32 protein-coding genes and 2 pseudogenes are annotated in these 26169 nt (G+C 64.1%); 11 read left to right on the top strand and 23 right to left on the bottom strand.

The window, feature by feature from the left end; all coding sequences use genetic code 11:
• Position 1 precedes the first annotated feature (1 nt).
• The 9 genes from ACIPUD_RS05300 to ACIPUD_RS05260 all read right to left on the bottom strand — a co-directional run bounded on the left by ACIPUD_RS05300 (position 2) and on the right by ACIPUD_RS05260 (position 5238).
• Complete coding sequence (locus ACIPUD_RS05300; RefSeq protein ID WP_247297681.1) at positions 2–706, bottom strand: glutathione S-transferase family protein; 705 nt, start codon at positions 704–706, stop codon at positions 2–4.
• Between the two features lie 93 nt (positions 707–799).
• The gene (locus tag ACIPUD_RS05295) at positions 800–943 is read right to left on the bottom strand and encodes a hypothetical protein (protein ID WP_162847292.1); all 144 of its coding nucleotides are present in this window, start codon (positions 941–943) and stop codon (positions 800–802) included.
• A gap of 114 nt (positions 944–1057) precedes the next feature.
• Entirely contained in the window at positions 1058–1723 is a 666-nt protein-coding gene (locus ACIPUD_RS05290; RefSeq protein WP_446480224.1) for a DUF429 domain-containing protein, read from the bottom strand.
• A gap of 34 nt (positions 1724–1757) precedes the next feature.
• On the bottom strand, positions 1758–2105 hold the full coding sequence (locus ACIPUD_RS05285; RefSeq protein WP_247368785.1) for a carboxymuconolactone decarboxylase family protein: 348 nt from the start codon (positions 2103–2105) through the stop codon (positions 1758–1760).
• Between the two features lie 3 nt (positions 2106–2108).
• Positions 2109–2630, bottom strand: coding sequence for an RNA polymerase sigma factor (locus tag ACIPUD_RS05280; protein ID WP_085352883.1), 522 nt, complete (start codon positions 2628–2630; stop codon positions 2109–2111).
• Entirely contained in the window at positions 2627–2836 is a 210-nt protein-coding gene (locus ACIPUD_RS05275) for a YgaP family membrane protein (protein WP_446480223.1), read from the bottom strand. Before ACIPUD_RS05275 ends, ACIPUD_RS05280 begins: the two co-directional genes overlap by 4 nt.
• Before the next feature lie 98 nt (positions 2837–2934).
• On the bottom strand, positions 2935–4119 hold the full coding sequence (locus ACIPUD_RS05270; protein ID WP_377790366.1) for a serine hydrolase domain-containing protein: 1185 nt from the start codon (positions 4117–4119) through the stop codon (positions 2935–2937).
• 74 nt (positions 4120–4193) lie between these two features.
• Positions 4194–4886: a GNAT family N-acetyltransferase gene (locus tag ACIPUD_RS05265; RefSeq protein ID WP_085384875.1), complete on the bottom strand. Its 693-nt coding sequence runs from the start codon at positions 4884–4886 to the stop codon at positions 4194–4196.
• Positions 4887–4890: 4 nt separating this feature from the next.
• Positions 4891–5238 (bottom strand): Lin0512 family protein, encoded by a 348-nt coding sequence (locus tag ACIPUD_RS05260; protein ID WP_026233749.1) that lies wholly within the window; start codon positions 5236–5238, stop codon positions 4891–4893.
• A 161-nt stretch (positions 5239–5399) separates the two neighbouring features.
• Between ACIPUD_RS05260 and ACIPUD_RS05255 the strand changes: the two genes are divergently transcribed.
• The 3 genes from ACIPUD_RS05255 to ACIPUD_RS05245 all read left to right on the top strand — a co-directional run bounded on the left by ACIPUD_RS05255 (position 5400) and on the right by ACIPUD_RS05245 (position 7144).
• Positions 5400–5753 carry an MmcQ/YjbR family DNA-binding protein gene (locus ACIPUD_RS05255; RefSeq protein ID WP_085352880.1) on the top strand — a complete coding sequence of 118 codons (354 nt, stop codon included), beginning with the start codon at positions 5400–5402 and terminating at the stop codon, positions 5751–5753.
• Between the two features lie 75 nt (positions 5754–5828).
• Positions 5829–6701 (top strand): bifunctional helix-turn-helix transcriptional regulator/GNAT family N-acetyltransferase, encoded by an 873-nt coding sequence (locus tag ACIPUD_RS05250; protein WP_204510969.1) that lies wholly within the window; start codon positions 5829–5831, stop codon positions 6699–6701.
• A 56-nt stretch (positions 6702–6757) separates the two neighbouring features.
• The gene (locus tag ACIPUD_RS05245; RefSeq protein WP_446480222.1) at positions 6758–7144 is read left to right on the top strand and encodes an ester cyclase; all 387 of its coding nucleotides are present in this window, start codon (positions 6758–6760) and stop codon (positions 7142–7144) included.
• Positions 7145–7166: 22 nt separating this feature from the next.
• Here ACIPUD_RS05245 and ACIPUD_RS05240 read toward each other — a convergent pair whose 3' ends face one another.
• Positions 7167–8387 (bottom strand): MFS transporter, encoded by a 1221-nt coding sequence (locus tag ACIPUD_RS05240; protein WP_446480221.1) that lies wholly within the window; start codon positions 8385–8387, stop codon positions 7167–7169.
• Between the two features lie 420 nt (positions 8388–8807).
• Between ACIPUD_RS05240 and ACIPUD_RS05235 the strand changes: the two genes are divergently transcribed.
• The gene (locus ACIPUD_RS05235) at positions 8808–9269 is read left to right on the top strand and encodes a cupin domain-containing protein (protein WP_446480220.1); all 462 of its coding nucleotides are present in this window, start codon (positions 8808–8810) and stop codon (positions 9267–9269) included.
• A 31-nt stretch (positions 9270–9300) separates the two neighbouring features.
• Here ACIPUD_RS05235 and ACIPUD_RS05230 read toward each other — a convergent pair whose 3' ends face one another.
• Together ACIPUD_RS05230 and ACIPUD_RS05225 are read right to left on the bottom strand one after the other, a co-directional pair.
• Positions 9301–9879, bottom strand: coding sequence for a DUF308 domain-containing protein (locus tag ACIPUD_RS05230; RefSeq protein WP_446480219.1), 579 nt, complete (start codon positions 9877–9879; stop codon positions 9301–9303).
• 105 nt (positions 9880–9984) lie between these two features.
• Entirely contained in the window at positions 9985–10569 is a 585-nt protein-coding gene (locus ACIPUD_RS05225; protein WP_085352877.1) for a TetR/AcrR family transcriptional regulator, read from the bottom strand.
• 76 nt (positions 10570–10645) lie between these two features.
• Between ACIPUD_RS05225 and ACIPUD_RS05220 the strand changes: the two are divergent.
• Both ACIPUD_RS05220 and ACIPUD_RS05215 read left to right on the top strand, forming a co-directional pair.
• Positions 10646–11129 (top strand): annotated as a pseudogene (locus ACIPUD_RS05220) (peptide deformylase); the annotation flags it as partial.
• Between the two features lie 147 nt (positions 11130–11276).
• A pseudogene (locus ACIPUD_RS05215) lies at positions 11277–11483 on the top strand (hypothetical protein); the annotation flags it as partial.
• A gap of 361 nt (positions 11484–11844) precedes the next feature.
• Here ACIPUD_RS05215 and ACIPUD_RS05210 read toward each other — a convergent pair.
• From ACIPUD_RS05210 to ACIPUD_RS05200, 3 genes are read right to left on the bottom strand one after another with little or no spacing between them, the layout of a single operon-like run.
• The gene (locus tag ACIPUD_RS05210; RefSeq protein ID WP_018459176.1) at positions 11845–12207 is read right to left on the bottom strand and encodes an ArsR/SmtB family transcription factor; all 363 of its coding nucleotides are present in this window, start codon (positions 12205–12207) and stop codon (positions 11845–11847) included.
• On the bottom strand, positions 12207–12869 hold the full coding sequence (locus tag ACIPUD_RS05205; RefSeq protein WP_018459177.1) for an SRPBCC family protein: 663 nt from the start codon (positions 12867–12869) through the stop codon (positions 12207–12209). Before ACIPUD_RS05205 ends, ACIPUD_RS05210 begins: the two co-directional genes overlap by 1 nt.
• A 56-nt stretch (positions 12870–12925) precedes the next feature.
• Positions 12926–13723 carry an AraC family transcriptional regulator gene (locus ACIPUD_RS05200; protein WP_446480218.1) on the bottom strand — a complete coding sequence of 266 codons (798 nt, stop codon included), beginning with the start codon at positions 13721–13723 and terminating at the stop codon, positions 12926–12928.
• A gap of 127 nt (positions 13724–13850) precedes the next feature.
• Here ACIPUD_RS05200 and ACIPUD_RS05195 point away from each other — a divergent pair, with 127 nt between their 5' ends.
• On the top strand, positions 13851–15401 hold the full coding sequence (locus ACIPUD_RS05195; protein WP_446480217.1) for a carboxylesterase/lipase family protein: 1551 nt from the start codon (positions 13851–13853) through the stop codon (positions 15399–15401).
• A 6-nt stretch (positions 15402–15407) separates the two neighbouring features.
• Here the strand turns inward: ACIPUD_RS05195 and ACIPUD_RS05190 are convergent, their stop codons facing one another.
• Positions 15408–16664 (bottom strand): serine hydrolase domain-containing protein, encoded by a 1257-nt coding sequence (locus ACIPUD_RS05190; protein WP_446480216.1) that lies wholly within the window; start codon positions 16662–16664, stop codon positions 15408–15410.
• A 237-nt stretch (positions 16665–16901) separates the two neighbouring features.
• Here ACIPUD_RS05190 and ACIPUD_RS05185 point away from each other — a divergent pair, with 237 nt between their 5' ends.
• Positions 16902–17252 (top strand): ethanolamine utilization protein, encoded by a 351-nt coding sequence (locus ACIPUD_RS05185; protein WP_085395943.1) that lies wholly within the window; start codon positions 16902–16904, stop codon positions 17250–17252.
• 90 nt (positions 17253–17342) lie between these two features.
• Here ACIPUD_RS05185 and ACIPUD_RS05180 read toward each other — a convergent pair whose 3' ends face one another.
• The 5 genes from ACIPUD_RS05180 to ACIPUD_RS05160 form a co-directional block, all read right to left on the bottom strand.
• Positions 17343–18101, bottom strand: coding sequence for an SDR family oxidoreductase (locus tag ACIPUD_RS05180; protein ID WP_446480215.1), 759 nt, complete (start codon positions 18099–18101; stop codon positions 17343–17345).
• Positions 18102–18268: 167 nt separating this feature from the next.
• The gene (locus ACIPUD_RS05175) at positions 18269–19150 is read right to left on the bottom strand and encodes an AraC family transcriptional regulator (protein WP_377790353.1); all 882 of its coding nucleotides are present in this window, start codon (positions 19148–19150) and stop codon (positions 18269–18271) included.
• Between the two features lie 217 nt (positions 19151–19367).
• Positions 19368–19772, bottom strand: a complete 405-nt coding sequence (locus tag ACIPUD_RS05170; RefSeq protein ID WP_446480214.1) for a nuclear transport factor 2 family protein — start codon at positions 19770–19772, stop codon at positions 19368–19370.
• Between the two features lies 1 nt (position 19773).
• Positions 19774–20670 (bottom strand): MBL fold metallo-hydrolase, encoded by an 897-nt coding sequence (locus tag ACIPUD_RS05165; RefSeq protein ID WP_446480213.1) that lies wholly within the window; start codon positions 20668–20670, stop codon positions 19774–19776.
• Positions 20671–20742: 72 nt separating this feature from the next.
• The gene (locus ACIPUD_RS05160; RefSeq protein ID WP_247396394.1) at positions 20743–21387 is read right to left on the bottom strand and encodes a DsbA family protein; all 645 of its coding nucleotides are present in this window, start codon (positions 21385–21387) and stop codon (positions 20743–20745) included.
• Positions 21388–21497: 110 nt separating this feature from the next.
• Between ACIPUD_RS05160 and ACIPUD_RS05155 the strand changes: the two genes are divergently transcribed.
• Positions 21498–22397, top strand: coding sequence for a LysR family transcriptional regulator (locus ACIPUD_RS05155; RefSeq protein ID WP_018459181.1), 900 nt, complete (start codon positions 21498–21500; stop codon positions 22395–22397).
• A gap of 15 nt (positions 22398–22412) precedes the next feature.
• Here the strand turns inward: ACIPUD_RS05155 and ACIPUD_RS05150 are convergent, their stop codons facing one another.
• Entirely contained in the window at positions 22413–23315 is a 903-nt protein-coding gene (locus ACIPUD_RS05150) for an HNH endonuclease (RefSeq protein WP_039800641.1), read from the bottom strand.
• A gap of 149 nt (positions 23316–23464) precedes the next feature.
• A complete protein-coding gene (locus ACIPUD_RS05145; RefSeq protein WP_085395937.1) occupies positions 23465–24361 on the bottom strand; it encodes a LysR family transcriptional regulator in 897 nt (298 codons plus the stop codon).
• 265 nt (positions 24362–24626) lie between these two features.
• Between ACIPUD_RS05145 and ACIPUD_RS05140 the strand changes: the two genes are divergently transcribed.
• Positions 24627–25361, top strand: coding sequence for an SDR family NAD(P)-dependent oxidoreductase (locus ACIPUD_RS05140; protein WP_085352864.1), 735 nt, complete (start codon positions 24627–24629; stop codon positions 25359–25361).
• 49 nt (positions 25362–25410) lie between these two features.
• Entirely contained in the window at positions 25411–26163 is a 753-nt protein-coding gene (locus tag ACIPUD_RS05135; RefSeq protein WP_446480212.1) for an SDR family NAD(P)-dependent oxidoreductase, read from the top strand.
• Positions 26164–26169: the final 6 nt, after the last annotated feature.

Below are 26169 nucleotides of genomic sequence, written 5' to 3'. Positions count from 1 at the left end.
CTCACGGCCGCTTCGGAATGTTCAGCCCGCGCTCGACCGCCGGACGCGCCAGCCCGCGGTCGAGCCAGGCGGCGACGGATTTGAACTGGCTGAACTCGACGAGATCGCGGGCGCCGTAGAACCCGATGAGGTTGCGCACCCAGCCGAGCATGGAGATGTCCGCGATGGTGTAATCGTCGTCCATGAACCATTGCCGGCCGGCAAGATGCATCTCCATCACCCCGAGCAGCCGCTTGGCTTCGCCCACGTAGCGCTCGAGCGGCCGCTTGTCCTCGAAGTCCTTGCCGGCGAATTTGTGGAAAAAGCCGACCTGGCCGAACATCGGCCCGATGCCGCCCATCTGGAAATGCAGCCACTGGATGGTCTGATAACGGCGCGCGGCGTCCTGCGGCAGCAGCTTGCCGGTCTTCTCCGCGAGGTATTGCAGGATCGCCCCGGACTCGAACAGCGGCAGCGGCCTGCCGCCGGGACCATCGGGATCGAGGATCGCCGGGATCTTGCCGTTCGGATTGAGCGAGAGGAATTCCGGCGTCTTCTGGTCATCCTTGCCGAAATCGACGAGATGGACTTCGTAGGGAAGCCCGATCTCTTCCAGCATGATCGAGACCTTGACGCCGTTCGGCGTCGGTAGCGAATAAAGCTGGAGCAGCTCCGGGTGCTTGGCCGGCCAGCGCTTGGTGATGGGAAAGGCGGACAGATCGGACATCAGGACCCCGGCTTCGTTCATGAGATGCCGCCTAGTCTAGGCGAGCGGACGAACGACGCAAGGTCGAGTAGTCAGGTCATTTTCCCGTACAGGTCACAATGGCCGCAGCAAATGGTTGGTGGCGTGCATCACATCGCGCTGTGCGCGTTGCTCGATGAAGAGCTGGCCGGTGACGAGCAGTGCTCCGGTGAAGACGAGCGCAAGCATCGCGGTCGCGAACTGACTGACATCCCTCATCGGACGAGCTTCTCCGTGTTCGGTTCGCACGAGGAACGCGGGCCAGCCGTCGTCTGTTCCTGCAAGCTTCAAATAAATTGCAGCTTTTTCCCGGCTCCTCGCACCCCGACGGCCTCAATAATTGATCTCCATCCGCAAGCCCCGCGGATCGGTCTCCTCCCCGCCGAACCGCTGCGTGCTGTCGCGTGCCGCGATCGCGCAGGCACAGGCGTCGATCAGATCGTCACCGCCGACGCCGGTGCCATGTCGTTGAGTCAGCCATGTCGGCAAGCGCCCGAAGCCGCGCTGCTGCAGGAGTGCGATGCGCTGCCCGCGGCCCTCCGCCGATGTCTTCTTTGCAAGCCGGACCCGCCCAGCCAAATTCCAAAAAATCAATTCCGGATGCGCTTCGCCGATGGTCGCCTGCCGCGCCGGCGTCATGATCGCGTCGACGTCCCTGATCTTGTCCCTGATGTTCCAGAGCTGCGCCGATACGCCCCTGCCCTTGCCCTCGCGCTCCCAGTAGTGGCGATTGGCTGCCGCCATATCGGCGAACGTCCAGAGATCGCGGCGGGCGCCGAGAAATACGGCGGGACCGACCAGCTCGCGTGCGCGCAAATCGCAGATGCGATAACCACTCCATTTCAATCCGATCGGCATGTCGATCATCGCCCCGGCATGCGGCAGCGCGAGCAGCCGCGCAAGACCCGGCGAATAATCAAAGCCGTGATCGCCGCGCTGGTCGATCCAGGCGACGACCCAGCCGAAGCGAAATCCGTCGAGGCCGAGATAGTTTGGCAAGTTCCTGATCTCTGCGGGACATCCGCCCGCTCCTCTATCCCAGTTCCTCGCCCCGATGTCGCTCGAACAGGCGCTGCGCCAACAACGCATGGCCGAGCGTGCCGCCGGCGCGAACCGCGGCCGCAATCAACGCGGCTTCCGCGACTTCTTCTCGCGTTGCACCGGCCTTCGCCGCCTGCGCAGTGTGCACGTCGAGGCAATAGGCGCATTGCGTGGTGAGCGCGACCGCGAGCGAGATCAGCTCGCGATATTTTGGCGGAATCAATCCGTCCTTGCGCTCGACCGCGTGGTTGAACGCAAGGAACGCGTTGGCCTCGACCGGCGCGAGCGCCACGAAGGCCGGGATAGATTTCAGGTCGTCACGTCTTTGATAATCGGTCATGGCTCATCTCGTCAGATATTCGCGCATCAGGGCGCGGGCGCGATGCAGACGTGCCTTCACGGTCTGCCGGGTCGCGCCGAGCGCGACGGCGATCTCATCGATGGTCATTTCCTTGACGTCGCGCATCAGCGCGACGTCGCGGTAGTGCGGCGGCAGCGCCTCGAAGGCCGCCGCGATGTCGATCCGCAAATCGGCCTCAGGACGCGACAGCAGCAGCGCCTCCGCCTCTCCGTCGTCGATCGCCGGCGCGAGGCCTGCCTTGCGGGCAAGCCGCAGGCATTCGCGGCGGACCACACTGAACAGCCAGGCCGAAAACGCCAGCCACGAGCGGATCGTGCCGACATGGCGAAACAGGATCCACAGCGCCTCCTGCGTCGCATCCTCGGCGTCCGCCGAGCTGCGACAGGTGGCGCGGGCGTAGCGGCGGATGTTCGGTTGCGCCGTCTCGAGCAGAGACGCGATCGCCTGGGGATCGCCGAGGCGCGCGGCCTCGAACAGGTCCGGCGAGATCCCAGCCGCGCTCACGACGCGCCTCCTCTTCCGATGCCGGCCATCGCGCACATCGGACAATAGCCGACGAGGCCGGTCAGCGCGAAGCCAGCACCGCCAAGTGCAACCAGCCACGCCGCAGCGCCAGTGAGATACACGATCGCCGCGACCGCCACCGCGACGCCAAAGGCGATCCGCACGGCCTGATGCAGGCCGCCGATGTTCTTTCTGTAAAATGCCATCACATTCTCCGAGATGAGCCGAAGCAAAATGCCTCGACCGTCAAGAGAGGGCGCGACGACCGGAAAGGATTCGCGGCAACCTGCAATTTTTTTCGCGATCAGCCTCCGACGGCCTGATAGGCCAGACGCTTGAACTCGAAGAAGAACGGATTCCAGAAGCCCATGTAGCGCTGCGTCATCAGCACACCGGCGGTATTGGCCTGCGGGCAGATCCACCAATGGGTGCCGGCGAGGCCGCCCCACTGGAATTCGCCGGTCGAATTCGGGGGATCGAACGGCATCGGCGCGAAGGTGACCGCGCCGCCGAGGCCAAAGCCCTTGCCGGGGATCGGGCCGAGATTGGCGAAGCGAATGTTCTCGCCGGCGGGCAGCTGGTTCGTCGTCATCTGCCGCAGCGTCTCCGGCTTCAGCAGAGCATCCGAGCCGGGAAGCAGCGCCTGTATCAAAGCGAGCATGTCGGGCAAGGTCGAGACCAGTCCGCCGCCGCCCGACAGCCGCGGGAACTGCCGCCGATAGGCCTGCGGATAAGGCAGGTCGTCGGCCCGGGTGAGGCCGGGCTTCATGGGATCGAGGACATCCGTGCCGTTGTAGAGCGCGACCAGCCTGCCCTGCTGCGCGTCCGGCACGTGGAAGCCGGTGTCGGTCATGCCGAGCGGCTCGAAAATGCGCGCCTTGAGCACGGCGTCGAGCGGCTTGCCGGAGACGACCTCCACGACGCGCCCGAGGACGTCGGTCGCAACCGAATATTCCCAGGACGCGCCGGGATGAAAGGACAGCGGCAGATCGGCGAGCCGGTCGATCATGTCAGTCAGCGGCGTCAACGGATTGAGAACGCGTGCCTCGTTATAGCTTTTGAACAGCACCGTGCCGGGATCGAAGATGCCGTAGCTGAGGCCGGAGGTATGGGTCAGAAGCTGCCGGATCGTGATCGGGCTCTTCGCCGGTTCGACGTCGGCAAGGCTCAAAGCGCCCGGCTTCAGAACCTTGCGATTGCCGAGTTGCGGCAGGAATTTCTCGACAACGTCATCGAGCCCGATGCGGCCTTCCTCGGCCAACAGCATGATCGCGCAGGTGACGAAGATCTTGGTATTGGAGAAGGCGCGAAAAATGTGATCGGGCCGCAGCGCGGTGCTGGTCTCGCGATCGGCGAAACCGACGCACTGCTGATCGACGACCTCGCGGCCCCGCAGCACCGCCCAGGATGCACCCGGAATGATCTCCTGATCGACGTAACTCTGCATTGCTGTCCGCATGGCGGAAAAATCAGGTGTTCTGGCGTCCATGTGTTTCCCCAATGATGGTTGGGATCGATATAGCGTGAATTCGCCAGATATGAAGCCTGACCGGACGGCGCGGCTCATCTCTGCTTCATGAACGCAGTCACGTGCAGGCGGCGCCGAGTCCGCATCCCCTGCCGCTGGTACAGCGCGATGGCCGACGAGTTGCTCGAGAACACGTGCAGGAACGGAATTTCGCTGCGCGCCTCGATCTGCCGCGCGACCGCCGCCAGCAGCGCCTGCGCGTAGCCCCGCCCCCGATGATCAGGGTGGACGCAGACGGCCGTCATCTCGACGAAATTGCCCGGCTTCATGCGCTCGCCGGCCATCGCGACCAATTCGCCGCCGGCGCGGATGCCAAGAAACGTCCCGAGTTCGTGCGTGCGCCGCGCGAATGGACCGGGCTTCGTCAACTCCGTCAATGCCATCATGGCGGGAACGTCGGCTGCACCCAGCCGGACGATCTCGGCATCGCGAAGCGGGCTATCGGCCGGGGAGCCGATCATCTGCTCGCAGGGTCCGGCCAGCACGACCTTGAAACCGGCGGGAACGTCGACGGCCTCGGGTGTGAACAGCGCGGCGACCTGCGAGCCCGACAGGAGATTGCCGAGCTCGGCAAAGCTCGTCTCGGACATGTCGACCATGTCGGCAAAAGGCGTCACGTCCACCGGATAGCGCAGCGCTCCCGGGCCACCCTCGGCCAGATGTTTGTGGCTGGTCGTCAGCGCGCTCCAGATCGGGCGATCCAGTAGGGTCACGTCACCGTCGGACACCGGCCTAGTCCTTATCGAAGCTGACGATGACGGCGGCATTGGCGATGAGGATGGGGTCGTTGCCCTGCTCCGCAGCCGAGGGAATCTCCAGCCCGCCCTTCACCGCGTTGACGGTGACGGTGCCGTAAGGCAGTTCCTTCGCGACCGCGTCCTTGTCGACGGCTTCGGGATTCGGCACCGCGATCGTGACGTCGACGAACATGTCGTTCGCAGTCTTGTCGATCATCCGGAAGAAGCCGAGGCTCGAATGCCTGATGGCATCAGAAACGGCACGCTTCGCCGCCTTGGTGGCGTCCCTGCCGTGAACGTCGACGCCCATCCCCATCTCGGTGATACAGCGAATGCGAGCCATGACCTTATTCCTGTGACTGATTGAGTGATGTGGAGTGTGGGGGATCGGACGGCACGATACAAGTGGAGTCGTTCCTCTCGTATCCCGGACGCGTGCGGCACGCAGAGGCGCTCCATCGTTGCGGCGTTGCAAGCCGCGTGCGCTGTGCTATCGCTCGGGCGATGACTCCCAAAACTTTCGAAACCCGCTGCCTGCGCCTGCCCGCCGTCACCAAGGTGGTGCAGTGGGAGGGCACCTCCGTGTTCAAGGTCGGCGGCAAGATGTTCGCACTCGGCGGCGGCTTTGCCGCGCGCTCCGGCGGCTACATGTTCAAGGTCTCGAACATGGCCTATGCCATGCTGATCGAGCACGGCCTTGCGCGGCCGGCGCCCTATCTGGCGCGCGCCAAATGGGTGCAACTCGTCGGCAACAACGCGCTGCCGGACGCCGAGCTCACGGCCTATCTGGCGCAGGCGCACGCGCTGATCGCGGCGAAACTCACGCGGAAATCCCGCAAGGTCCTGGGCCTGGATTGAAGCGCAGTTCGCTGGTGAAGCGAAAACGTGCACTGATTGACTTCGATGATATGTCTGACTAAAGTCAGATATATCATGCTCGACCCTGTTTCCCGCGTCCGCCGCTTCAATCGTGCCGTCACGTCCGCTGTCGGCGCGCTCGACACGTCATTCCTGGGACGCGGGCGGCCACTGGGGGCGGCGCGCGTGCTCAACGCGATCGGGCATGGACGTTCGGACGTGGCCGAGATTCGCGACTATCTCGGCCTCGATTCCGGCCTGATGAGCCGCCTCCTCCGCTGCCTCGAGGACGAAGGGCTGGTCGAGACCAATGCGCATGAGGACGATGCGCGCCGTCGCGTGGCGACGTTGACGCGTGCGGGCCGGCGCGAGTTCGCGGCCTACGAGGCGCTGTCGAATACGCAGGCCGAGGGCTTCCTCGCCCAACATGCGCAACGCGAGGCGCTGCTGGCGGCGATGGATTTGGTTGCTTCCGCGCTGACGCGCGAGCGCGTCACGCTGGACGAGATGGACCCGCGGAGCGAACAGGCCCGTTATTGCCTCGGCGAATATTATGGCGAGCTCGGCCGCCGCTTCAAGCAGGGGTTCGACGTCTCGCTGTCGCGCGATCCCGACGCCAAGGATATGCGCCGCCCGCGCGGCACGTTCATCGTCGCGATGTCGGACACGCTACCGGTCGGCTGCGTCGGGCTCAAGGGCACCGATCACGGCTATGCCGAGATCAAGCGGCTGTGGGTCGCACCGGCGGCGCGCGGATTGCGGCTCGGCCGGCGCCTGATGGACATGACCGAGAACGCCGCGCGCGGGCTCGGCATCAAGCTATTGCGGCTCGACACCAACAGCGCCCTGGCGGAAGCCGGCCAGCTCTACCGACGAAGCGGCTGGAGCGAGATCCCCCGCTTCAATGATGACCCTTACCCGGACCTGTTCTTCGAAAAACGTCTGTAAGCGCCTGCGCCGATTGCCCTGTTGCCGCGTTATGGCCGAAGCCGCAGGAGCACGCCATGACCAGGTCCGACCTCGCCGACATCTACCGCAATTACATCGCCTGCCTGAACCGGCAGGATTGGCCCGCGCTCGGACAGTTCGTCCACGATGATGTCGCCCACAATGCGCGACCGTTCGGACTGTCCGGCTATCGTGCCATGCTGGAGCAGGATTTTCGCACAATTCCGGATCTGCATTTCAACATCGAGCTGCTGGTCTGCGATCCGCCCCACATCGCCGCCCGGCTGAAGTTCGATTGCACACCGGCTGGAACGTTTCTGGGGCTGGATGTGAACGGCAGGCGCATGTCCTTCTGTGAAAACGTGTTCTATCAATTTCACGACGGGAAAATACGGCACGTGTGGTCCATCATCGACAAGCCCGCGATCGAGGCGCAGCTCTAGTGCTGCGCCTCGATGAACTTGCTTACGCCGCCGCGGGCGCCAAATCCGCGCGCGGCTTCGGGAACGGCTTGAAATTCATCGCCATCAGGAAGGCGCCGAGGCCCATCGCCCAGGAGGCGATATAGAGCCAGGCGTAGCTCGAGAACGCATCGTAGATCAGGCCGCCGGCGAGCGGGCCCGTGGCCATGCCGAGACTGCCGGCCATGGCGGTGCCGCCGATCACCGTGCCCATCATCTTGAGCGGGAAATTTTCGCGGATCAGCACCGCGTAGAGCGGCATGGTGCCGGCATAAATGAAGCCGAAGACGGCCCCGACCGCGTAGAACGTCGCAAGCTGGTGCGCGAAGACATAGGCGAGTGCGCCGAACGCCTGCAACAGCAGGCCCGAGACGAGCACGCGCTTGGCGCCGAAGCGGTCACCCATCAGGCCGAAGGCGATGCGTCCGCCAAGGCCGGCAAAGCCTTCGATGCTGTAGATCGTCACCGCCGCGACCAGCGGGATGCCGCAGCTCACGGCATAGGAGACGGTGTGGATGATCGGGCCGGAATGGGTGGCGCAGCAGAAGAAGTTGGTCGCGAGCAGGATCAGGAATTGCGGCGAGCGCAGCGCCTCTCCCATCGACATCTCACCTTGCACGGCGCCCTCGCCCGCAGGCGCGGCCAAGGCGTGCGCGAGCGCCGGCGGGCGGCGCACCAGGAACGAGACCGGAATCATGATGGCGCCGACCACCAGCGCCACGATCTGCATCGAGGTGCGCCAGTCATGGCCGGAGACGAGCCAGGCCGCGAGCGGCGCCATCGTCATCGGCGCCATGCCCATGCCGGCCGACACCAGCGAGACCGCGAGGCTGCGATGGGTGTCGAACCAGCCGGTCACGGTCGCCATCATCGGCGCGAAGATCGCCGCACAGGACGCTCCGACCAGAAGCCCGAAGACGAACTGAAACGCCAGCAGCGAGGTGGCGTGACTCGCCGCGAACAGGCTCACGGTCAGCACCGTCGATCCCGTCAGCACCACCAGCCGCGGCCCGAACCGGTCCGTCAACGTGCCCCAGGCCATGCTGGTGAAGGCCATCGCCAGAAAGCCGATCGTCATCGCGCTGGAGATGCCGGTTACGGACCAGCCGGTATCCTTTGCGATCGGCTGCAGGAACACCGGCAGCGAAAACATGCCGCCGATGGCGACGCACCCGAGCAAGCCGCCCGCGGCGACGATCACCCAGCGATAGGAGGAAGCGTTCATTTTGGTCTCCCGTCAGATCTGTCTGGGTGGAAGACGAATGGGAACATGGTGGGCCGACAGGCCGACGCAAGTTTTTGCGGCACGCTTTTGTGACCTGCCAAACAAAAAATGCGAAAACAACCCCATGCACAGTAGCCGGGCGCTTTGGGATCAAGGACTTACAGCGCAGCTCTTTGCAGTGCGAAGGAAGACCCGCCGTTTGACTCGTCGGGCAAAACACCTGCATGATGGCATCATCCCGCCGCTATTGAATTCGTCCCGTCGCGAACGCGATCGTCCGCCTTCTCGCGCGCCATCCGGCCTTGCCGTGCGGAACTGGCCGTGCGGATGCGGCGAAGTCCGTGACCGGGTTCGACGACGAGCCCCGCGCTCCGTGATGTGCCAGGCCAAGCGACGCTAAAGAACTGCAGGGAAGTGCCCATGCCGAAAATCGACCTCGCTGCCGTACCCGCCCGCAAGGGCTCCAGCTACCCCGCGCCCTTCGATGCACCTTGCGCCGATCGGGTCCGGCAGCGGCTCGGCAATGCCGGAGGCTTGTCCGATTTCGGCGTCAACTTGATGCGCTTGCCGCCGGGCAGCTGGTCGAGCCAGCGACATTGGCACTCGCATGAGGACGAATTCGTCTATGTCCTCGAAGGCGAAGTGACGCTGATCGAGGACCAATGCGAGATCGTGCTCCGCGCCGGTGACTGCGCCGCCTTCGCGAAAAACAGCGGCAACGGCCATCACTTGATCAACCGTTCGAGCGCCATCGCCCTCTATCTCGAAGTCGGCTCTCGCTCGCCCGACGATCTCACGATTTGCTCCGACATCGACATGATGAGCGCCAACTCCGACGGCCGATTCGTGCACAAGGACGGCACGCCCTATCCGGACGGGTGAGCGTCCGCGACAAGGCTTGAATGGCAAGGCTTCAAACCGCCGCGCTACGCCGCCACTCGCCGACCGTGAGCCAGACCGCCGAGACCAGGAAGTAGAGCGCACCGACTGCAGCATAGCCCGCGACATTCGCGATCGAGGGAATCGCGGGCATCGTGGCCTGAAAGATGAAGAAGCCGCCTGCGAGAGCCGACTGGCCCCCGCTGAGCACCATGGCCCATTGCGCGCCAAAACTCCGCCAGCGCTGGATGGCCGTTCCGAGTTGGAGCAATCCCGACAGGATCGCCCATGCCCCGAAGATTCCGAGCACCCGGTTCATGCTCATCTGCAAGGTCACAAGCACCGCGACGGTGGTCGCCAGGCTGACCACAACGTTCAGAGCCTGCGGGCGGCTTTGAGCGAGTCCGCCGCTGCGAACCGCGTCCGCGAAGTTGGCAGCGGCGTCCCATGCGGGATAGAGGACGAGCAAGGCGCCGGCGGTCACTGGAGAAGAAGCCCCGGCGGCAAACGCAGCAGCGACCCAGGCAACCGAGAACGCCGCTCGCACGAAGTAATATTGCTTCAGCCATCGCTCGCGGTCGCAATGAACCGGATTCAATTGATATCGCGCCATCGCAGTCTCTCCTATACCTACTAGTTGGTAGTTTCCTTACACACAACGAAACCGTCTTCGATCCAGCCCACTTGCTGGCTATCGTCATCGTCTCGCCGATGTCTCTCAGTGCTTGTTGGACAGCCGGTCCAGCAGCGGGGTGGTAATCACACCGAACATCTTTGGATCGCCATAGGCACGCGCCGACAGCATGGCGCCGTGAATGGTCGCCATGAATCCTTCGGCCTCGACGCGGGCTGTGCCGGAGAGTTTGAGTTGCCCTTTCCGCTTGCCACGCTCCATGACGGCCGTCAGCCAGGAAGCCAAGGAGCGGAAGTGCGCACGGACTTCGAGCGCAACCTCCTCCGGCAGGATCGGAAGCTCGCTGGCCAGCAGCGCGCACACGCAGAACGGCGCTGTCGCATCATTGATGCACGCCTTCCAGTACGCGACATAGTTTTCGAGCTGGTCGCGCGGATCAGGGACATTGCGCTCGAGCGCGGACAGTCCCGCCTCGGCTTCGGCGCGGTAGCGCGACACGAGCGTGCGGACCAGATCGACCTTGCTGGCGAAATGATGGTGGATGCTCGGCTTGCGGATACCGACCACCTCGGCCACGTCGGCGTAGCTGAAACCATTGTAGCCGCCCGCGATGATCAAGCTGCGCGCGCAGGCCAGGATGTCGTCGGCTGTCGAGGAAACGTGGGTCATGGTCCCTAGCTACCTTCCAGTTGGTAGGGCGTCAAGAACGGGATGCTTCAACCATCCGTGAGTGCTAGGAGCTTGCATGACCATTCGCCCGATCGTCCGCTATCCCGACCGCCGGCTCCGCGATGCCGGCTCACCCCGTCACCGCGTTCGACGATGCGCTCCGCGAGCTTGCAAATGATCTGCTCGAGACCATGCGCGCCGCGCCCGGCATCGGCATCACGGCGCCGCATGTCGGCGTGCCCTTGCGCGTCGTCGTGCTCGAGCTCGACGCCAGGGACGGTGCACAGACCTATGTCAATCCGGAGATCGAATGGGCCTCACCCGAGATGATCCTGCATCGCGAAGGCAGCGTCTCGATGCCCGGCGTCAACGACGAGGTCCGGCGCCACGCCCGCGTGCGGATCAGCTATCGGGATCTCGACGGCAGCATGCACAAAGAGGAGTCGGAAGCCTTGCGTGCTGTCTGCCACCAGCACGAGATCGACCAGCTCGACGGCATGTTCTGGATCCAGCGCCTGTCGCGGCTGAAGCGGGAGCGGCTGGTGAAGAGGTTGAGAAGATGTCGCGCGAGTGAGCGGGCCGGCAAATATCCGGCTTGTGTGAAATCGCGCCGGCCCGTTGGGAGGGAGAAGAATGACATATTCAGGTCGTTGTGCCTGCGGCGCGGTTTGTTACACCATTGCGTCCGCGCCGATCCGCGGCTTCCAATGCCAGTGCAGCGACTGTCAGCGCGATACCGGCAGCGGCCACAGCTCCATCTTCGTGTTCGCGCGCAGCGCAGTCGCGGTGACAGGCGAGGTGCGCGAAATCGAGCGCACTGCCGTCAGCGGCGCGTCAAGCGCAAAGGGTTCTGTCCGAACTGCGGCTCGCCTATCTACAACAAGCCGGACGAGAAGCCGGACTTAATCGGCATCTATGTCGGCACGCTGGACGATGCCAGCACGTTCAAACCGTCCGTCGTGCTGTTCTGCTCGCGCGGATATGCCTGGGATCACCTCGATCCCGAGATTCCCAAACTCCCGGATGGCACCCGGGATCGCGCTGATTTCTTGCAGATTGGGGGACAGCCAATGGCGATGAGCTTCGAGCTATCGATGCTGCCCGCCGCAATCGTCTGGGGCTTTGTACAGCTTGTCGCCGCCGCGCAGGCCGCGAACCTGCAGTACGGCCTCAGATGGGCCGCCAGCCCGGGCGACACCGAGATGCCGCCCCTTAAGCCCATCCCCCGCCGGGCAAAGAACGGAAACGTCTCCATGAGGCGTGGCCGCGATGCCTTCACGCCCGCTTCCCGCTCCGCTTGCTCATTGGCGCGTTACGACGCTCGCGTTTGCCGCGCGCGATTTCCGTCGCCAGCGCATCCAGCTTCGGCTCCCAGAAATTGCGGAACTGACCGATCCATGCATCCACCGCTTGGAGGCCCGCAGCATCGACCGAATAGAGCCGTCTTTGCGCCTCCGCCCGAACCGTCGCGAAGCCGCTCTCGCGCAGCACCTTGAGGTGCTGCGACACGGCGGCCTGCGTGATCCCGAACTCCGCTCCGATCACTTCGACGACCTCGCCGGACGCCATCTCGCCGGGCGCAAGCAGCTCGAGGATGCGACGGCGGACGGGGTCGGCAAGGACCTCGAAGATTTGCATCAGCTTCCTGTGCCCGGATGCGCCACGTCGGGCGGCGTCTCGCCGCGATAGAAAGCGATGGTACGGTCCGACCGCTGTTTCGCGGACGCAGGATCCACGCCGCTTGCGACATGCGCTGCGCGCCAATACTCGCCGCTGCTCGTCATGAATTCCTTGCCCGCGGGAGAGCCCATCCATGCCTCGGCCGTCTCATGGTCGACCGATGCCCCGGTCGCAACATATCGCTCCAGCCCGGCAATGGCGAGATCCCAGCCGATCCCGACTGCCCCTGGACCGAACTGATTCCAATGATCCTCGATCATCGCGGTGTGCTCGAGCGTCAGCCGCGCCTGGCTTCGTTCTGCCGTCAGCTTGACGTCGATCCAGCTCATCGCGCCGCCGAATTCCCAGGTCGCCGCAAAATGGGTCGGCGGCGTACATGCCGTGATGGTCCCGCCTGCATTCCCCTTGAGCTGGTATTTTCCGCCGAGCCGGAGATCTCCCTCGACCGGCAAGAACCAGCGCGGAATGCGTTGCTCGCTGGTCACTGCGTCCCAGAGATCGTCGACGCTGGTCTCGTAAAGCCGCGTCAGTGTCACCGCACTGGCTGCCTTCCCGTCCTTCTCGAAATTCCTCACCGAACGCGTAACCAGCCCTAATACCCTGACGACGTCGATCTCCATGGCGCTCCTCCTTGTCGTTTCGTGCCAGGATTAATATCGGTCGACGTTAATATAAGTCAATTCTTATATTCAGGGAAAATACGGCTCAGATATTTCCCTGGTGGTTTCCCGAGCGCCTTCTTGAACATGGTGATGAAGGCCGCGACGGAGTCGTAGCCGAGATCGGCGGACACCTGCTGCACGCTCGCGCCGGACGTCAGCTCCCGCAAGGCGACGATCAGGTGCAATTGCTGGCGCCACCGCCCGAAGCTTAAGCCCGTCTCCCTGACCACGAGACGCGCGAGGCTGCTCTCGCTCAGCGCGACGCGATCGGCCCATTCGGCCAACGTCCTGCGATCGGAAGGGTTTTTCGCCAGCGCCGCGGCAATCTTCTTCAACCGCGGCTCTGGCGAGAGCGGCAGATGCAGCTGCTGAACCGGCATGCGGGGAAGCTCGCGCAGCAGGACGCTCGCCAGAAGCTCCACCCTCGCCTCGTCATCCGCGATCTGATTGGCCAGCTCGACGATCACTTCACGCAGCAGTGGGGAGATCGAAAGCGTGCAGCACCGATCCGGCAGGTCCACGACCTCAGGCTCGATGTAGACGAAAAACAGCCGGGCGTTTTCCGTCGCGAGGTTGCTGTGCTGCATGCCTCCTGGAATCCACACCGCGCAATGCGGCGGCACCATCCACAGACCGGTGGGAACGCGGCACGTCACGGCGCCGCCCAGCGCAAAGACAAGTTGCCCCTTGCGGTGCCTGTGATCGGGCACCTCGTCGTTGGTCCCGATCACGTCGACGCGCACGGCGATAACGGGCGCGGAGACATCATCCACATCAAGATCAGGCCATGGAAAACGGAGCGGCTGCCGCATGTTTGCCGGTTTTTAGAAATTGATTGGCAGAACATCTAAATCGAGCGAAGAGGAATGTCGATAGGGTGCCGCCTGAACCTGCCCGGGGGGCGTCCGGGCGCCGCCCACGCTATCGAAAGAAACGGCCATGCATGGTTTCACGAGTACGACAGCAGCCGGGCTGCAACGCGTGGTCCGCACGCAAGCGGGGGCCGTGCGTGGCGGCCCGCGCGATGCAAGCGGCGTGATCGCGTTCAAAGGCATTCCCTACGCAGCACCGCCGGTCGGGCCTCTGCGTTGGTGCGCTCCGCAGCCCCCGGAGTCCTGGGATGGCGTGCGCGATGCGCTTGTTTTCGGCGCGGGGTGTCTATCGGCGCTCGAAAACGACCCGCGGCCGGGACCGCGCGACGAGGATTGCCTCTATCTCAACATCTGGACCGCGGCGAAGCACGCGGATGAGAAGCGGCCCGTGATGGTGTGGATTCACGGCGGCGGCTTTCAGTTCGGCTCCTCGGCGAATCCCGCAACCGATGGCAACGCGCTAGCAGCGAAAGGTGTCGTCGTCGTCAGCTTCAACTACCGCCTCGGCATCTTAGGCTTCTTCGCCCACCCCGATCTCGACGCGGAGGCGCCTTCAGGCAATTACGGCCTGCAGGATCAACTGGCGGCGCTGCGCTGGGTCAAGGCCAACATCGCCGGCTTCGGCGGCGACCCCGAGAACGTCACCGTGTTCGGCGAATCCGCCGGCGCCATGGCCGTCGGAATCCTGATCGCCTCGCCGCTCGCGCACGGACTGTTTCACAAGGCCATAGGACAGAGCGGCGCGTTCTGGGATGGCAAACACGGCCCGCTTCAGGGCTTTGAAGAAGCCCGCGCGCGTGGTCTCGCTTTTGCCCGGCAACAGGACAACGCGTCGATCGCAGCTTTGCGCAGCATGCCGGCCGATTCGTTGAATGCAGCCGCGCCGTGGAGTTTCAGGAACAGCCCGGTCGTGACGGCCTTCTCGCCGAGTATCGATGGTCTTGTCGTTCCTGATGTGCCCGCGCGGCGCTTCCGGCGCGGCGAACAGATGCACATCCCGCTGCTGGCGGGCTGGAATGCGGCCGAGGAATTTCCTTTCCGTTCGCAGTCACTCCCCGATCAATCGGCACAAGTCTTTCTCGCCGCGGCCGAGGCGATGTTCGGGAAGGGGCGCATGAACGATTTCTTGAAGGTCTATCCCGCGGCGACCGATGCGGAGGCCAGGACTTCCGCGGCGGCGCTCACGGGCGACATCGTGGTCGGCGAGCAATGCTGGCAGTGGCTGCGTCTGCATCGGCGCGGGGGACGAGCGCCGGTCTACGGCTATCACTTCAGCTATACCTCGCACTACACGCCGATCGCCTCGCACGTGACTGAAATTCCGTTCGTGTTCGGCACACTCACTCCGCAGCAGGTGATCGGCAGCTCGGCACCGCCGGCCGAAGAGGACCGCGCTCTGGCGCGGACCATGATGGCCTATTGGGTGAATTTCGCAGCGCACGGCGATCCCAACGGATCAGGCCTGCCACCCTGGCCCACCTATGACGAGAACGACGTCGTGCAGATCCTGGGCACACCGATCGAAGCCCGTCCCAATCCGCAAGCCGCCCGGTTCCGCTTCATCGACAGTTTCAGGCAGGACGGCATTCTGCCGATGCGCTGGCGGGAGCTGCCGTAGGCGGCCTCACCCGCTCGCCATCAGCTCCTTCGCCAGCGCCATGTAGGCCGGCAGCGTCACGGGATCGTTGGCGGCGTTGCCCGCTGCGGGGTGCGAGGCGTAGCGCGCGATCACCATCTCGGCCTTGGGATCGATATAGATGCCCTGGCCGTGAACGCCACGCGCCATATAGGCGCCGTGGGCGTTGTGCGTGACCCACCATTGATTGCGATAGGAGGCACCTGTTAGCGTGGTGTAGCCAGCCGGCTTGAATTTTTCGGGATCGCCGCCGCGCGCGATGTCCTCGACGACAGATGAAGGCACGATCTGCCGGCCGTTGAAGCGGCCGTGATTGCGCATGGTCTCGCCGAATCGGGCGAGATCGCGCAAGCAGGTCGACAGGCCGCCGCCGCCGCTTTCGGTGCCGATGCGATCGACGTGGTAATGCGCGTCTTCCTCCGCGCCCATCGGCTGCCAGATGCGCTCGGAGAGCAGATCGGACAACGTCATGCCGCTGACGCGCCGGATGATCCAGGCCAGCACGTCTGTGTTGACGGTCTTGTAGGCAAAGACCTTGCCGTGCTCGCCCTGCTTCTTTTGCCCGACCAGGAAATCGAAGATGGTGGTCGCACCGTCATAGTCGGGTGGAATCGGCGCCATGCCGTTGGCGCGCCGCAGTCCCCACACATGCGAGTTCTTGTCGGTGTAGATTTCGGTGTATTCGAGCCCGGGGGTCATATCCATGACCTCGTGCACGCGCGCGTCGCCGAACGCGCTCGCCTTCAGCTCCGGCACATAGTCCGTGACGGGCGCCTGCGGATCGATCTTGCCCTCGGCGACCAGAATGCCGGCGAGCAAGCCGGTGAACGACTTCGTCACCGACATCGCGATATGCGGCTTGTGCGGCTTCAACGCGCCGAAATAGCGCTCATAGATCAGCTTGCCCCGATGCAGCACGGCGATGCCGTCGGTGTAGGTTTCCTCGAGCATCTTCGCGAACGTCATGGGCCGCCTGTCCATGGTGGTCGAGGCCGACGCACCGATGTCGTGGTCTTCCCGCGGCAACACCGATGCAGGCCCCGCCCCGCGCCAGACATTCACGGTCGGCACCAGCTGGCGGATGTTGCTCCATGCCCAGCGTAGCTCGGGGAAGCTGCGGAACGAACCATCCTGGAAGCTGATGGTGCGGTCCGGAGACGGCGGGAAGCCTTTCATCCAGCCGAGTGTTTCGGGATCGGTTTCGGCGGAGGTTGCGGGCGACTGACTCGGCGCGGTGGCAGACATGAACATTGGCTCCGGAAGCGAACGACGGGGGTTTCGTATCATGGAGACGCGTGGCGAACATCCAGTGTTTGCGCCGAGGCGACCGTCGCCGTGGGCTGGGCACCAATCGTCTCCTGCGCGCCAGCCATCGTCGCACCATCTGCGTCAAACGGTCCCGCAAGGCGCGCTGAACAAAACACTTGCCTGAGGCTTCTATCGTCCTCAACCCGCCCACTTTGAAAAGACGGACGACATCTCATGCAAGTTCGCAAGTTTGCCATCTCGGACGCAACGCTCGAGCGTTCGCCCGGCCAGGATGGCGACATATTCGTCGGCAACGTGATCGACCAGCGTCACGGCGCGCCGATCACCATCGGCTACGGCCGCTACGCGCCGAACCAGATCCTCGACGAGACAATCGCCGTCGACGACGTGATGATCGTGCTCGAAGGGAAGCTCTCGGTGTCGAGCAACGCCGGCACCGTGACCGCCGGTCCGGGCGAGACCGTCCACATGCCCAAGGGCACGCAGGTCACCATTCGCTCGCATGAGCAAGGCGCCGTCACCGCCTATGTCACCTATCCGCACTGGCAGGAGGCGCACGGGTGAAGCAGGCCTTTCGCGCACTGCGCGCCCCGCTATCAATTGGCTCGATCGACGGCGCAGAGCCCCGTCGATCGGGCCCGAGCGGATTCGTGGTCAGGTCAGGCGGACCGACATGCCGCCGTCAACCGTCATGGGGCTGCCCGTCATGAACGATGCCCGGTCGCTCAGGAGAAAAACCGCCGCCTGCGCGATCTCCTTGGGACTGGCCATCCGCTTCATCGGGTGGAGCCCGGCGATGAAATTCAGGGCGTCGGGATTTCCTTCGCCCGCCGCCGGGGTGATGGTCCCTCCAGGCAGAAGCGCGTTGACGCGAATGCCTTCGGCCGCATGCTCGGCGCCCAGTGATTGAGCCAGGCCGATCAGTCCTGCCTTTGAGGCTGCGTACGCCGCCATTCCCGGCAGGCCCCCGTTGCTGAAGCCAACGAAGGACGAGGTGAAAACGATCGAACCGCCGCCCTGCTTGCGCAGTGCCGGGATCTGCGCCTTCGCGCTGAGGAACGCCGAGGTGAGATTCACCGCAAGCACATCGGTCCAGTTTTCGACGCTCATCTCGGGGACTGGCGTCATCTCGCCGACAATGCCGGCATTGTTGAAAGCGCCGTCGAGCTTTCCGAAAGTCTTGACGGCGTGCTCGACAAGGCGGGCTGCATAGCCGGTGTCCCGAACATCCCCGGCGAGAAACGTCGCGCGCCCTCCGGCGCTCTTGATGCTTGCAACAACGGCCTGCAGCTCGGGGCCGCGACGCGCCCCGAGCACCACATCGGCGCCTTCGGACGCGAACAGCGACGCTGCGGCAGCACCGATACCGCTGCTGGCGCCGGTTATGATGATCGTCTTGTTGGCCAGTTCCACCGCGAGACTCTCCTGATGTCAAAAAGGAGCCGAACAAGACATCAGGCACCGGCGAGCTGCCACCCGTTTCCCGAGTTGAACGCGGGATCACATCGTGGCGATATTGATCGGGGAATGGCGGCCTGCCCGTTTCCGTGATCGGAAGCGACAGGCCGCCGCGAGCGGCGCTATTTCAGCGGCAGAAAAACGTCCGCGACCGTCTCGTGCTCCGGCACCTCCGGGAAGAAGCTCAGCCGCTGGCAATAGATCGGGAAGTCGCGTGCTTCTTCGCCGCTGGCGGGAAGCCAGTTGCGATAAAGATAGAGCGCGGCGGGCTCCAGATTGTCGGTGTAACCGACAACGCGCAGCACCGCGCAGCGTCCGCCGGGGATCTCGCCGGCCTTGATTTCTTCGCCGTTCGCCACGATCGCTTGTGCGGTCCCGACGCAAAGGTCCACGCTGTAATCGGCGGGTGACGCAGGCCGCCGCTCGGAACGCCAGACATTGAAGGTCGGACTTGTGCTGGGGTGCAGGTGAGCCGCCTTGCGCCACGCGATGAAGCGCTGGATTGTGGCGGGAAGCGTAGCCGGGTCGCCGCGATGCTCCATGATCGCCACCTTGGTGGGTTGCACATCGCGGATCGTCACGTCGTCGGTGGTAAACGTCTTCTGCATGAGCTTGCTCCTGGCGTTGTCGAGAGGCCCTAAGGCCGCAAGCCACGGCTCCCAGTCGGGAGACTTCCGGAACGACGACGGAGATTGCCCGAACCGTTGCCGAAAGGCGCGGGCGAAGGCATCCGGTGCGTCGTAACCGGCATCCATCGCAACATCCGTGACATCAAGGGCGTCCATATAGGCCAGCTGGTGCGAAGCGCGCTTCATGCGGGCCAGCTGGACATAGCGATGCACAGATAATCCGAAGGTTGCCGAGAACTGCCGGTGGAAATGAAATTTCGAGAAGGCGGCAACAGCGCTTAAGCCGTCCAGGTCCAGATCTCCGTCGAGATGCCGGTCGATATGGTCCAGCACCCGTCGCATGCGGTCCTGATAGTTTTGCAGCGCCGCCTTCATCGTCCCTCCTCCGTGGCGGCTCCATCTAGTCGCTGACGGCCATGACACGCTCGACCGATCTTGCGGTTTGGCACGGATATCCATGACCACGTTCACGCGCGCGGTGGACTTCCTCGGCCGCGCACAATTCCATCAAGATCTAGCAGACGCCGGAACGAAAAAGGGGAGCCCGCATGTCGCGGGCTCCCCACTCCTACATTCCGACGTGATGCGGCTGTTACCGGCCGGCAGGCTCCAATGCCTTTTGCACCAGCGCGGTGTCGACATATTGGGTCATGCTGGCGATCTTGCCGTCCTTCACCAGATAAAGATGCGCGAAATTGGCGCGCATGGACTTGCCCGTCGCCTTGTAGGTCCCGGAGTAGACGCCGAAGGCGGCGACGCGGTCGCCGTCTTCGAGATAGGTGTGAACATCGGCGCGGTAGCCGGTCCATTCGGTGGCGAGACGCCGGAACACGCCTGATATGATCGCGTCCGCCCCGACATAGGTGCCCGCGTATGGAAACCCTTCCGCTTCGGTCCATGCGGCATCGGGAGCGAGAGCGGCCAGCAAGTTGCGGCCGTTCTCTTCCGACGATGATCCCTCATAGGTGGCGCGGATCAGGTCGAGGTTCGCCCCCATCTCAACCCCACTTCATCTCGCCGGTGGCGACCTTGGCGCCGATGTCGAGCGCAACGCCCATGCCGAGGCCGGGGAAGCGCGCTTCCATCGCCGCCTTGAGCGCCGCCGAATCCTTGGTTTTGGCCAACTCTTCGTCGAACGCCTTGAGGTAGGCGATGGTGTGCTCGACACCGGACAGGTCGGTCTTCGCATCCGCCGACAAATGGCCGGGCACGACGATCGCCGGCTTGCGCGCCGCGATCTTTTCGAGATTGGCGATCCAGGCGGCACGCTGCTCCCTGGTCGGCGTGTCGGCGGTCCAGACATGGACGCCGGAGAAGATCAGGACGCCGCCGAACACCGCGTTGAGCGAGGGTACGAACAGATAGCGCCGGTTGGCCAGGCCGTCGGCGCTGACGATCTCGATGGTCTCGCCGTCGACGCTGAGCGTCTTGCCGTCGAACGCTTCGGGGATGACCACATCGGCCAGCACCTGCGGGCCGTTCGCCTTGAGCTGCGGGCCCCAGACGGCAAGCTTCTTTTCGACGCTGGCGTGAATGGCCGCCAATGTCGCTGGCGACGCGAGCACGCGGGCCTCGGGGAAGACAGCCTTGATTGCGCCGAGGCTGAAATAATAATCCGGGTCCGACTGGCTGATATAGATGGTGGTGAGCTTCCTGCCGGTGGCCTTGATGGCGTCGGCGACAGCCTTGCCATCGGACAGCGTGAAGCCGCCATCGATCAGCACGGCTTCGCTCGGCCCGGACACCAGAACGGGCGCCCGGAAGAAGCCGTTCTGTCCGGCTGGAAAATGCTTCCAGGCGAGCCCGCCCGCGGCATGGCCGAGGCCTGCGCGTGCGAAGACGGCGGCGGCGCCCGCGGCGAGAGTGGTTTTCATGATGGTTCTCCTTGTCAGCATGTTGGTCTCCTGGTGCTTGTCTACGATTGCGAAATGAAAGCTGGATGGTCCGGTCTCTGTTGATCGCGGCGCTCAGGCCGCCTTCAGTCCGTCGACGAGGACGTCCAGGCTGCCGAACAGGGCGCTTGCCTGCACGAGGCGGCGGTCATCGCCGGCCCCTACGATCAGGGCCGGGACGCCGCTGACGCCGAACCGGCGCATCTCGGCACGCGCGGCCTCGAGGCGTGCGCGATACGCGGCGATCAACGCGGCGTCGGGGCTCGCCAGGCGCGCGGCAACCTCCGGCAAATTCATCGCGCGCAGCACATCCGACAGAACGGAGATGTCCGTGCTGTCGCGGCCCTCGACATAGCGGACGAGCTGGAAGGCCTTCAGCGCCGCGAACTCCCGATCAGGCGCCGTGAGCGCGACAGCCGTGAGCGCCAGTGTCGCCGGACCGGAATCGAACAGGCGCGTACGGTCGCCCAGCACATCGCGGCGATAGGCTTCGCTGAAGGGCTGGCCGCTCAAGCGCGAAATCCGCTGGTCGTTGCTCCAGGCATAAGCGGCAAAGCCGTCGTCCATCGGACGGGCGCCCTCGCCGGCGAACAGACCTGTCGGCGCAAGTTCGACAGCGAAATCCGGACGGGTCACGAGCTGTTCGAGCAGCGTGGCGGCGCCGTAGCACCAGCCGCAGAGCGGATCGAACAGGTAGGTGATTTGAATGGGCGCGGACATGGCGATCTCCTTGAACCGCAATGTGGCACGCGCACATTGGTAGATAAATATCAACAAAACAGACATAATGTATGGTATTGACTGACAATAAATCTGACCGGGCAGAACCTATGAACCTGAACCGACTGGCCTATTTCGCAGCCGTCGTGGACAGCGGATCGTTCACGCGGGCCTCCGAACGGCTCGGCATCACCAAGGCCGTGGTGAGCCAGCAGGTGGCGCAGCTGGAGCGCGATCTCGGCACCAGCCTGCTCGTGCGCACGACGCGCCGGGTTCATCCGACCGAGGCGGGCCGCATGTTTCATGCGCGCTGCGTCATGATCCTGCGCGAAGCGGAGGATGCCTTCGACGAGCTCGCTCAGGCAGCCGCCGCGCCGACCGGCACCTTGCGGATCACGGCGCCCAACGACTACGGCACCGCCGTCGTCGTCGCCGTCGTCACGGCCTACGCGGCACGCTATCCCCACTGCCGCGTGGAGTTGACGCTCGAAGATCAGACCGTCGATCTCGCCTCAGGCCAGATCGACATGGCGATCCGTGTGGGGTGGCTGGTCGATTCCAGCCTGCAGGCGCGCAAGATCGGATCGTTCCGGCAATGTCTGGTCGGCGCTCCCGCATTCGCGGATCGGATCGCCGCCGCGCGCGATCCCGACGAATTGGTGACGCTACCGTTCATCGCCAACATGGCGCTGCGCGAGCCGTTGCTGTGGCAGTTCTCGCGCGGTGATCTCGACCGACGCGCCGTGCGCCTGCAGGCGAGCATCGCCATCGACACGACGCCGGGGGTGCTCGCAGCGGTGCTCGCCGGCGGCGGCCTTTCGGTGCTGCCGGATTTCCTGGTGGCCGACGATCTCGCGGCGGGCCGCCTCATCCACATCCTGCCGCAATGGCAACTGCCATCCGGCGGCATCCACACGGTCTACCCCGCAGCCCGCTTCCGCCCGCCGAAGGTGACCGCGTTTGTGGAGATGCTGATTGCGGCTCAGCGGCGGGCGGGTACGAGCGCATGAGCCGTATGGTTTTGCTTATTGCTTGAAACAATGCTCGCGGTGCCACTTTAAGAAGTGCGGATGTGGCCGATCTGACGCACGACGCGGCGCAAGAGCGCGCCCCGTCTTGTTGATGATCGATTGCACTCCCTCCAGATCGTTTGTCTGGCGCGAGATCAATATCTCCAGATCGTCCGCGAAGCTGATGAGACCACGATCAAACATCCAATGTGCGGTGCCCGAAAGAGCAACGCCATTGCTGATGATGTCCGGCCCGTTTGCCTCGACGGAGCGTATGTGAGCCGCCGCGACCTCCGCGCGCCCCATTCCATTGATGAGCTTGAGGCCGGTGACGGCGCAACGCTCTTCATAGGCACGCAGCACGATGCGGCGGAAAACTCGATCACGCAGGACTTTCGAGATCGTTACGCTAACACGGTCGCGCTGCTGCTCAACCGCGAATGGCACCTGCGGCTGGTCGTTAAGATCGAGCGATGGAAGGTCGCCGTCGCGCCGCGGCAGCAGCGGCGCGTTCTCCGCGAAACCAAGCTCGCATATTCTATTGAAATCGTCGGGAGAGATTGGGCGGACTGCGGACTGAGCGCGTCCTGAAATCCGCCCCTGTTCGTTAAGAACACCGCGCTCTACTGGACCCGTCGGTCCGTTGAATGGGACTGAATTGGCAAAATCGAGATAGCTTCCCGGTTCCATTAAAGCGAGATACATCCCGGAAGTACCGGGATCGGGAAGAACCTGCTGAACCCGAGCAATTGCAAAGTAACCGCGCGTTTCAGCAACCTTGCTCGGTTCGTAATATACTATCCAATCGCCGATGCAGGCTTCAACGCGATGAAGATATTGACTGGGAAATTGGTACTGCTCAGCGGGGCTGTCGTCGTAGATCGAGTCCAATCGATGGATGAATACCCCAAACCCCATGACCTAAGCGGCGCTGCCTCTCCAGGAAACAACACCCAGCGATGCTGGATCAATAGCAGTCACAACCCTACTCCCACTCGATTGTTTCGGAAGCACGATAACGCATTGATCTGTCGAGGCCAAGCTTTCCGCCCACGACCCGCCCCGCGTCACTCGCCCGCCACCGACAGCCCCGCCAGCAGCGGCGCGTACGCGGCGAGCCTGCGTGATACGAACTCCGTGAACAGCCGCACGCGCTTGGTCTTGCGCGTCTCTCCCTGCGTGAGGAGCCAGACCGTTCCGTACATGTGCAGGTCGGTCCCCGGCACCCGCACCAGCAGCGGGTCGGCATCGCCGACGAAGCACGGCAGTGTCGTGATCCCCAGCCCTTGCCGGACAGCAGCGATCTGCGCTCCGGCGTCACTGGTCCTGAATGGAACGCCCGTGGTGCGAACCTCGCCCGCGCTGGCCCAATCCGGGATGCCGTGCATGCTGATGACGATCCAGCGGAAGGGATCCGGCGCGCCCGCACGCCACGCGGCCAGTCGATCCCTGGACATGTAGACGGCGCCGAACAGCTCCGGTCCCTTCATGCCATGAAGATTTTGCGGCAGGGTTTTGCGGTCGTAGACGACGCGGATCGCGACGTCGGCCTCACGGTTGGTCAGATTTGCCAGTTCGCCGAACGACAGGACATCCATCTCGATATCGGGATGCAGACGCGCGAAATCGGCGAAATCAGGCATCAGCAAATGTGTCGCCATCGGCGGCGCCAGCGTCACCCGCAGACGCCCGCGCACGCTCTGATCGCGCCCGAACACGCGCGTCTCCAGCTGGTGTGACGAGGCTTCCATCTGGTCGGCGAATTCGAGGACCTCCTCGCCCGCAGCCGTCAGCCGGTAGCCCGAAGGCAGCTTTTCGAACATCTGGACCCCGAGGCGTTCCTCGAGCTGGGCGATGCGTCGCAGCACGGTCGCGTGGTTCACGCCGAGGTGCTCGGCGGCCGCCCGCACCGAGCCTCCCCGCGCGACGGCTAGAAAATAGCGAACATCGTCCCAGTCGATCATGGTGCAATCCCGCACCGCGCGGTGCGCCTTTCAAGCCGTATCTGATGCCTCCTACAGCAGTATGGGCAGTCATCATAGCCGGTTCCGGCCAGCAGGGCCCATTCTGAGCGATGGACACCGATCGTCGCCGTCGGCGTTAGTCGTCCGGCCGGATCGATTTCGCACCACCGATGTGCGCGCTTCCGCACTCAACGCCTGGGGCCGGCGGACCTATGTCGGGGTCCTCGGGAGCAGATGCTGCCCCGACACCACGACAGGAGACATCATGGGAAAGCTTGACGGCAAGGTTGCAGTCATCACGGGTGGCGCGACCGGCATCGGCCGCGCCGCGGCAAAGCGCTTCATCGAGGATGGCGCTTTCGTCTTCATCTTCGGCCGCCGACAGCAAGCCCTCGACGCTGCTGTCGCCGCCCTCGGGCCCAATGCCCGCGCGGTGAAGGGCTCAGTCTCGGATGAAGCCGACCTCGACCGCCTCTACGCGGCGGTGAAGGCCGAGCGCGGAACCCTCGACATCGTCTTCGCCAATGCCGGCGCGGGAAGTCAGCTTGCGCTCGGCAAGATCACCGCCGCGCACATCGATGAGGCCTTCGACACCAATGTGAAGGGTACGATTTTCACGGTGCAGAAGGCGCTGCCGCTGATGCGCCGGGGCGGTTCGATCATCCTGACGGGATCGAGCGCCGGCACGACGGGCGCCCCGGCCATGAGCGCCTACAGCGCGAGCAAGGCGGCCGTGCGAAACCTCGCGCGGACCTGGGCGGAGGACCTGAAAGGCAGCGGCATCCGGGTCAACGTGCTGTCGCCCGGAGCGACCGCGACCGAACTCGCGAAGGAAGCGCTGGGCGAAGAGGGACAGAAGGTGTTCGCCGCGATGACTCCGCTGCAGCGCATGGCCGATCCGGCGGAGATCGGGGCGGTGGCTGCCTTTCTCGCCTCCTCGGACAGCAGCTTCATGACCGCCAGCGAAGTCGCCGTCGACGGCGGCCTGGCGCAACTCTGATCCCGGCGCGGTCCCGCGCCTGGCCCACACACAATGAAAGATAAACATCATGAAAAAACTAGAAGGCAAGATCGCCGTCATCACCGGCGGCAGCAGCGGCATTGGATTGGCCACGGCCAAGCGCTTCGTGGACGAAGGTGCGCACGTGGTGATCACCGGGCGACGCGAGAAAGAGCTGAAGGAGGCCGCAGCCTTCATCGAGAGAAACGTGACGACGGTCGTGAGCGACGTGTCGCGCCTGGAAGATCTGGACCGGCTCTATGCCGTCGTGAAGGAGAAACATGGTCACATCGACATTCTCTTCGCGAACGCAGGCGCGGGGACAATCGCGCCGCTCGCGCTAGCGACCAAGGCCCATTTCGACCAGACCTTCGATGTGAACGTGAAGGGCCTGTTCTTTACGGTGCAGAAAGCCCTCGCCCTCTTTAAGGACGGCGGTTCGATCATCCTGAACTCTTCGGTGTCGAACGTGAAGGGGCTGCCGGGGTTCAGCGTCTACGCCGCGAGCAAGGCGGCGGTGCGCAGCTTCTCGCGCGCTTGGACGCTGGAGCTGAAGGACCGCAAAATCCGCGTCAATACGATGAGCCCCGGGCCAACGGAGACCCCCGCCCTGGAGACGACGACGGGCTTGACCCGCGAGCAAGCCGAGCAAGCGGCCAGCCAATTTGCTTCACAGGTCCCGATGGGTCGCAGGGGCAAGCCGGAGGAAATCGCGGCTGCCGTCACGTTCCTCGCCTCCGATGAAAGTTCTTACATCACCGGCGTGGAGCTCGCCGTCGATGGCGGCATGGCCCAGGTCTGACCGCGC

This window comes from Bradyrhizobium sp. CAR08 (assembly GCF_052871955.1).
Note: the sequence above shows the minus strand (reverse complement) of the source record. Positions and strands in the feature narration are given on the sequence as shown.

What these genes read in the sequence shown, in the direction of transcription:
- ACIPUD_RS05230 (WP_446480219.1), bottom strand. Translation starts at nt 9,879, where the DNA reads ATGGCGCGATATCAATTGAATCCGGTTCATTGCGACCGCGAGCGATGG.
- ACIPUD_RS05195 (WP_446480217.1), top strand. Translation starts at nt 13,851, where the DNA reads ATGCATGGTTTCACGAGTACGACAGCAGCCGGGCTGCAACGCGTGGTC.
- ACIPUD_RS05205 (WP_018459177.1), bottom strand. Translation starts at nt 12,869, where the DNA reads ATGGAGATCGACGTCGTCAGGGTATTAGGGCTGGTTACGCGTTCGGTG.
- ACIPUD_RS05200 (WP_446480218.1), bottom strand. Translation starts at nt 13,723, where the DNA reads ATGCGGCAGCCGCTCCGTTTTCCATGGCCTGATCTTGATGTGGATGAT.
- ACIPUD_RS05300 (WP_247297681.1), bottom strand. Translation starts at nt 706, where the DNA reads ATGTCCGATCTGTCCGCCTTTCCCATCACCAAGCGCTGGCCGGCCAAG.
- ACIPUD_RS05295 (WP_162847292.1), bottom strand. Translation starts at nt 943, where the DNA reads ATGAGGGATGTCAGTCAGTTCGCGACCGCGATGCTTGCGCTCGTCTTC.
- ACIPUD_RS05250 (WP_204510969.1), top strand. Translation starts at nt 5,829, where the DNA reads ATGCTCGACCCTGTTTCCCGCGTCCGCCGCTTCAATCGTGCCGTCACG.
- ACIPUD_RS05150 (WP_039800641.1), bottom strand. Translation starts at nt 23,315, where the DNA reads ATGGGGTTTGGGGTATTCATCCATCGATTGGACTCGATCTACGACGAC.
- ACIPUD_RS05190 (WP_446480216.1), bottom strand. Translation starts at nt 16,664, where the DNA reads ATGTCTGCCACCGCGCCGAGTCAGTCGCCCGCAACCTCCGCCGAAACC.
- ACIPUD_RS05245 (WP_446480222.1), top strand. Translation starts at nt 6,758, where the DNA reads ATGACCAGGTCCGACCTCGCCGACATCTACCGCAATTACATCGCCTGC.
- ACIPUD_RS05135 (WP_446480212.1), top strand. Translation starts at nt 25,411, where the DNA reads ATGAAAAAACTAGAAGGCAAGATCGCCGTCATCACCGGCGGCAGCAGC.
- ACIPUD_RS05235 (WP_446480220.1), top strand. Translation starts at nt 8,808, where the DNA reads ATGCCGAAAATCGACCTCGCTGCCGTACCCGCCCGCAAGGGCTCCAGC.
- ACIPUD_RS05210 (WP_018459176.1), bottom strand. Translation starts at nt 12,207, where the DNA reads ATGCAAATCTTCGAGGTCCTTGCCGACCCCGTCCGCCGTCGCATCCTC.
- ACIPUD_RS05185 (WP_085395943.1), top strand. Translation starts at nt 16,902, where the DNA reads ATGCAAGTTCGCAAGTTTGCCATCTCGGACGCAACGCTCGAGCGTTCG.
- ACIPUD_RS05175 (WP_377790353.1), bottom strand. Translation starts at nt 19,150, where the DNA reads ATGAAGGCGGCGCTGCAAAACTATCAGGACCGCATGCGACGGGTGCTG.
- ACIPUD_RS05240 (WP_446480221.1), bottom strand. Translation starts at nt 8,387, where the DNA reads ATGAACGCTTCCTCCTATCGCTGGGTGATCGTCGCCGCGGGCGGCTTG.
- ACIPUD_RS05155 (WP_018459181.1), top strand. Translation starts at nt 21,498, where the DNA reads ATGAACCTGAACCGACTGGCCTATTTCGCAGCCGTCGTGGACAGCGGA.
- ACIPUD_RS05275 (WP_446480223.1), bottom strand. Translation starts at nt 2,836, where the DNA reads ATGGCATTTTACAGAAAGAACATCGGCGGCCTGCATCAGGCCGTGCGG.
- ACIPUD_RS05255 (WP_085352880.1), top strand. Translation starts at nt 5,400, where the DNA reads ATGACTCCCAAAACTTTCGAAACCCGCTGCCTGCGCCTGCCCGCCGTC.
- ACIPUD_RS05145 (WP_085395937.1), bottom strand. Translation starts at nt 24,361, where the DNA reads ATGATCGACTGGGACGATGTTCGCTATTTTCTAGCCGTCGCGCGGGGA.
- ACIPUD_RS05270 (WP_377790366.1), bottom strand. Translation starts at nt 4,119, where the DNA reads ATGGACGCCAGAACACCTGATTTTTCCGCCATGCGGACAGCAATGCAG.
- ACIPUD_RS05170 (WP_446480214.1), bottom strand. Translation starts at nt 19,772, where the DNA reads ATGGGGGCGAACCTCGACCTGATCCGCGCCACCTATGAGGGATCATCG.
- ACIPUD_RS05260 (WP_026233749.1), bottom strand. Translation starts at nt 5,238, where the DNA reads ATGGCTCGCATTCGCTGTATCACCGAGATGGGGATGGGCGTCGACGTT.
- ACIPUD_RS05225 (WP_085352877.1), bottom strand. Translation starts at nt 10,569, where the DNA reads ATGACCCACGTTTCCTCGACAGCCGACGACATCCTGGCCTGCGCGCGC.
- ACIPUD_RS05160 (WP_247396394.1), bottom strand. Translation starts at nt 21,387, where the DNA reads ATGTCCGCGCCCATTCAAATCACCTACCTGTTCGATCCGCTCTGCGGC.
- ACIPUD_RS05285 (WP_247368785.1), bottom strand. Translation starts at nt 2,105, where the DNA reads ATGACCGATTATCAAAGACGTGACGACCTGAAATCTATCCCGGCCTTC.
- ACIPUD_RS05165 (WP_446480213.1), bottom strand. Translation starts at nt 20,670, where the DNA reads ATGCTGACAAGGAGAACCATCATGAAAACCACTCTCGCCGCGGGCGCC.
- ACIPUD_RS05140 (WP_085352864.1), top strand. Translation starts at nt 24,627, where the DNA reads ATGGGAAAGCTTGACGGCAAGGTTGCAGTCATCACGGGTGGCGCGACC.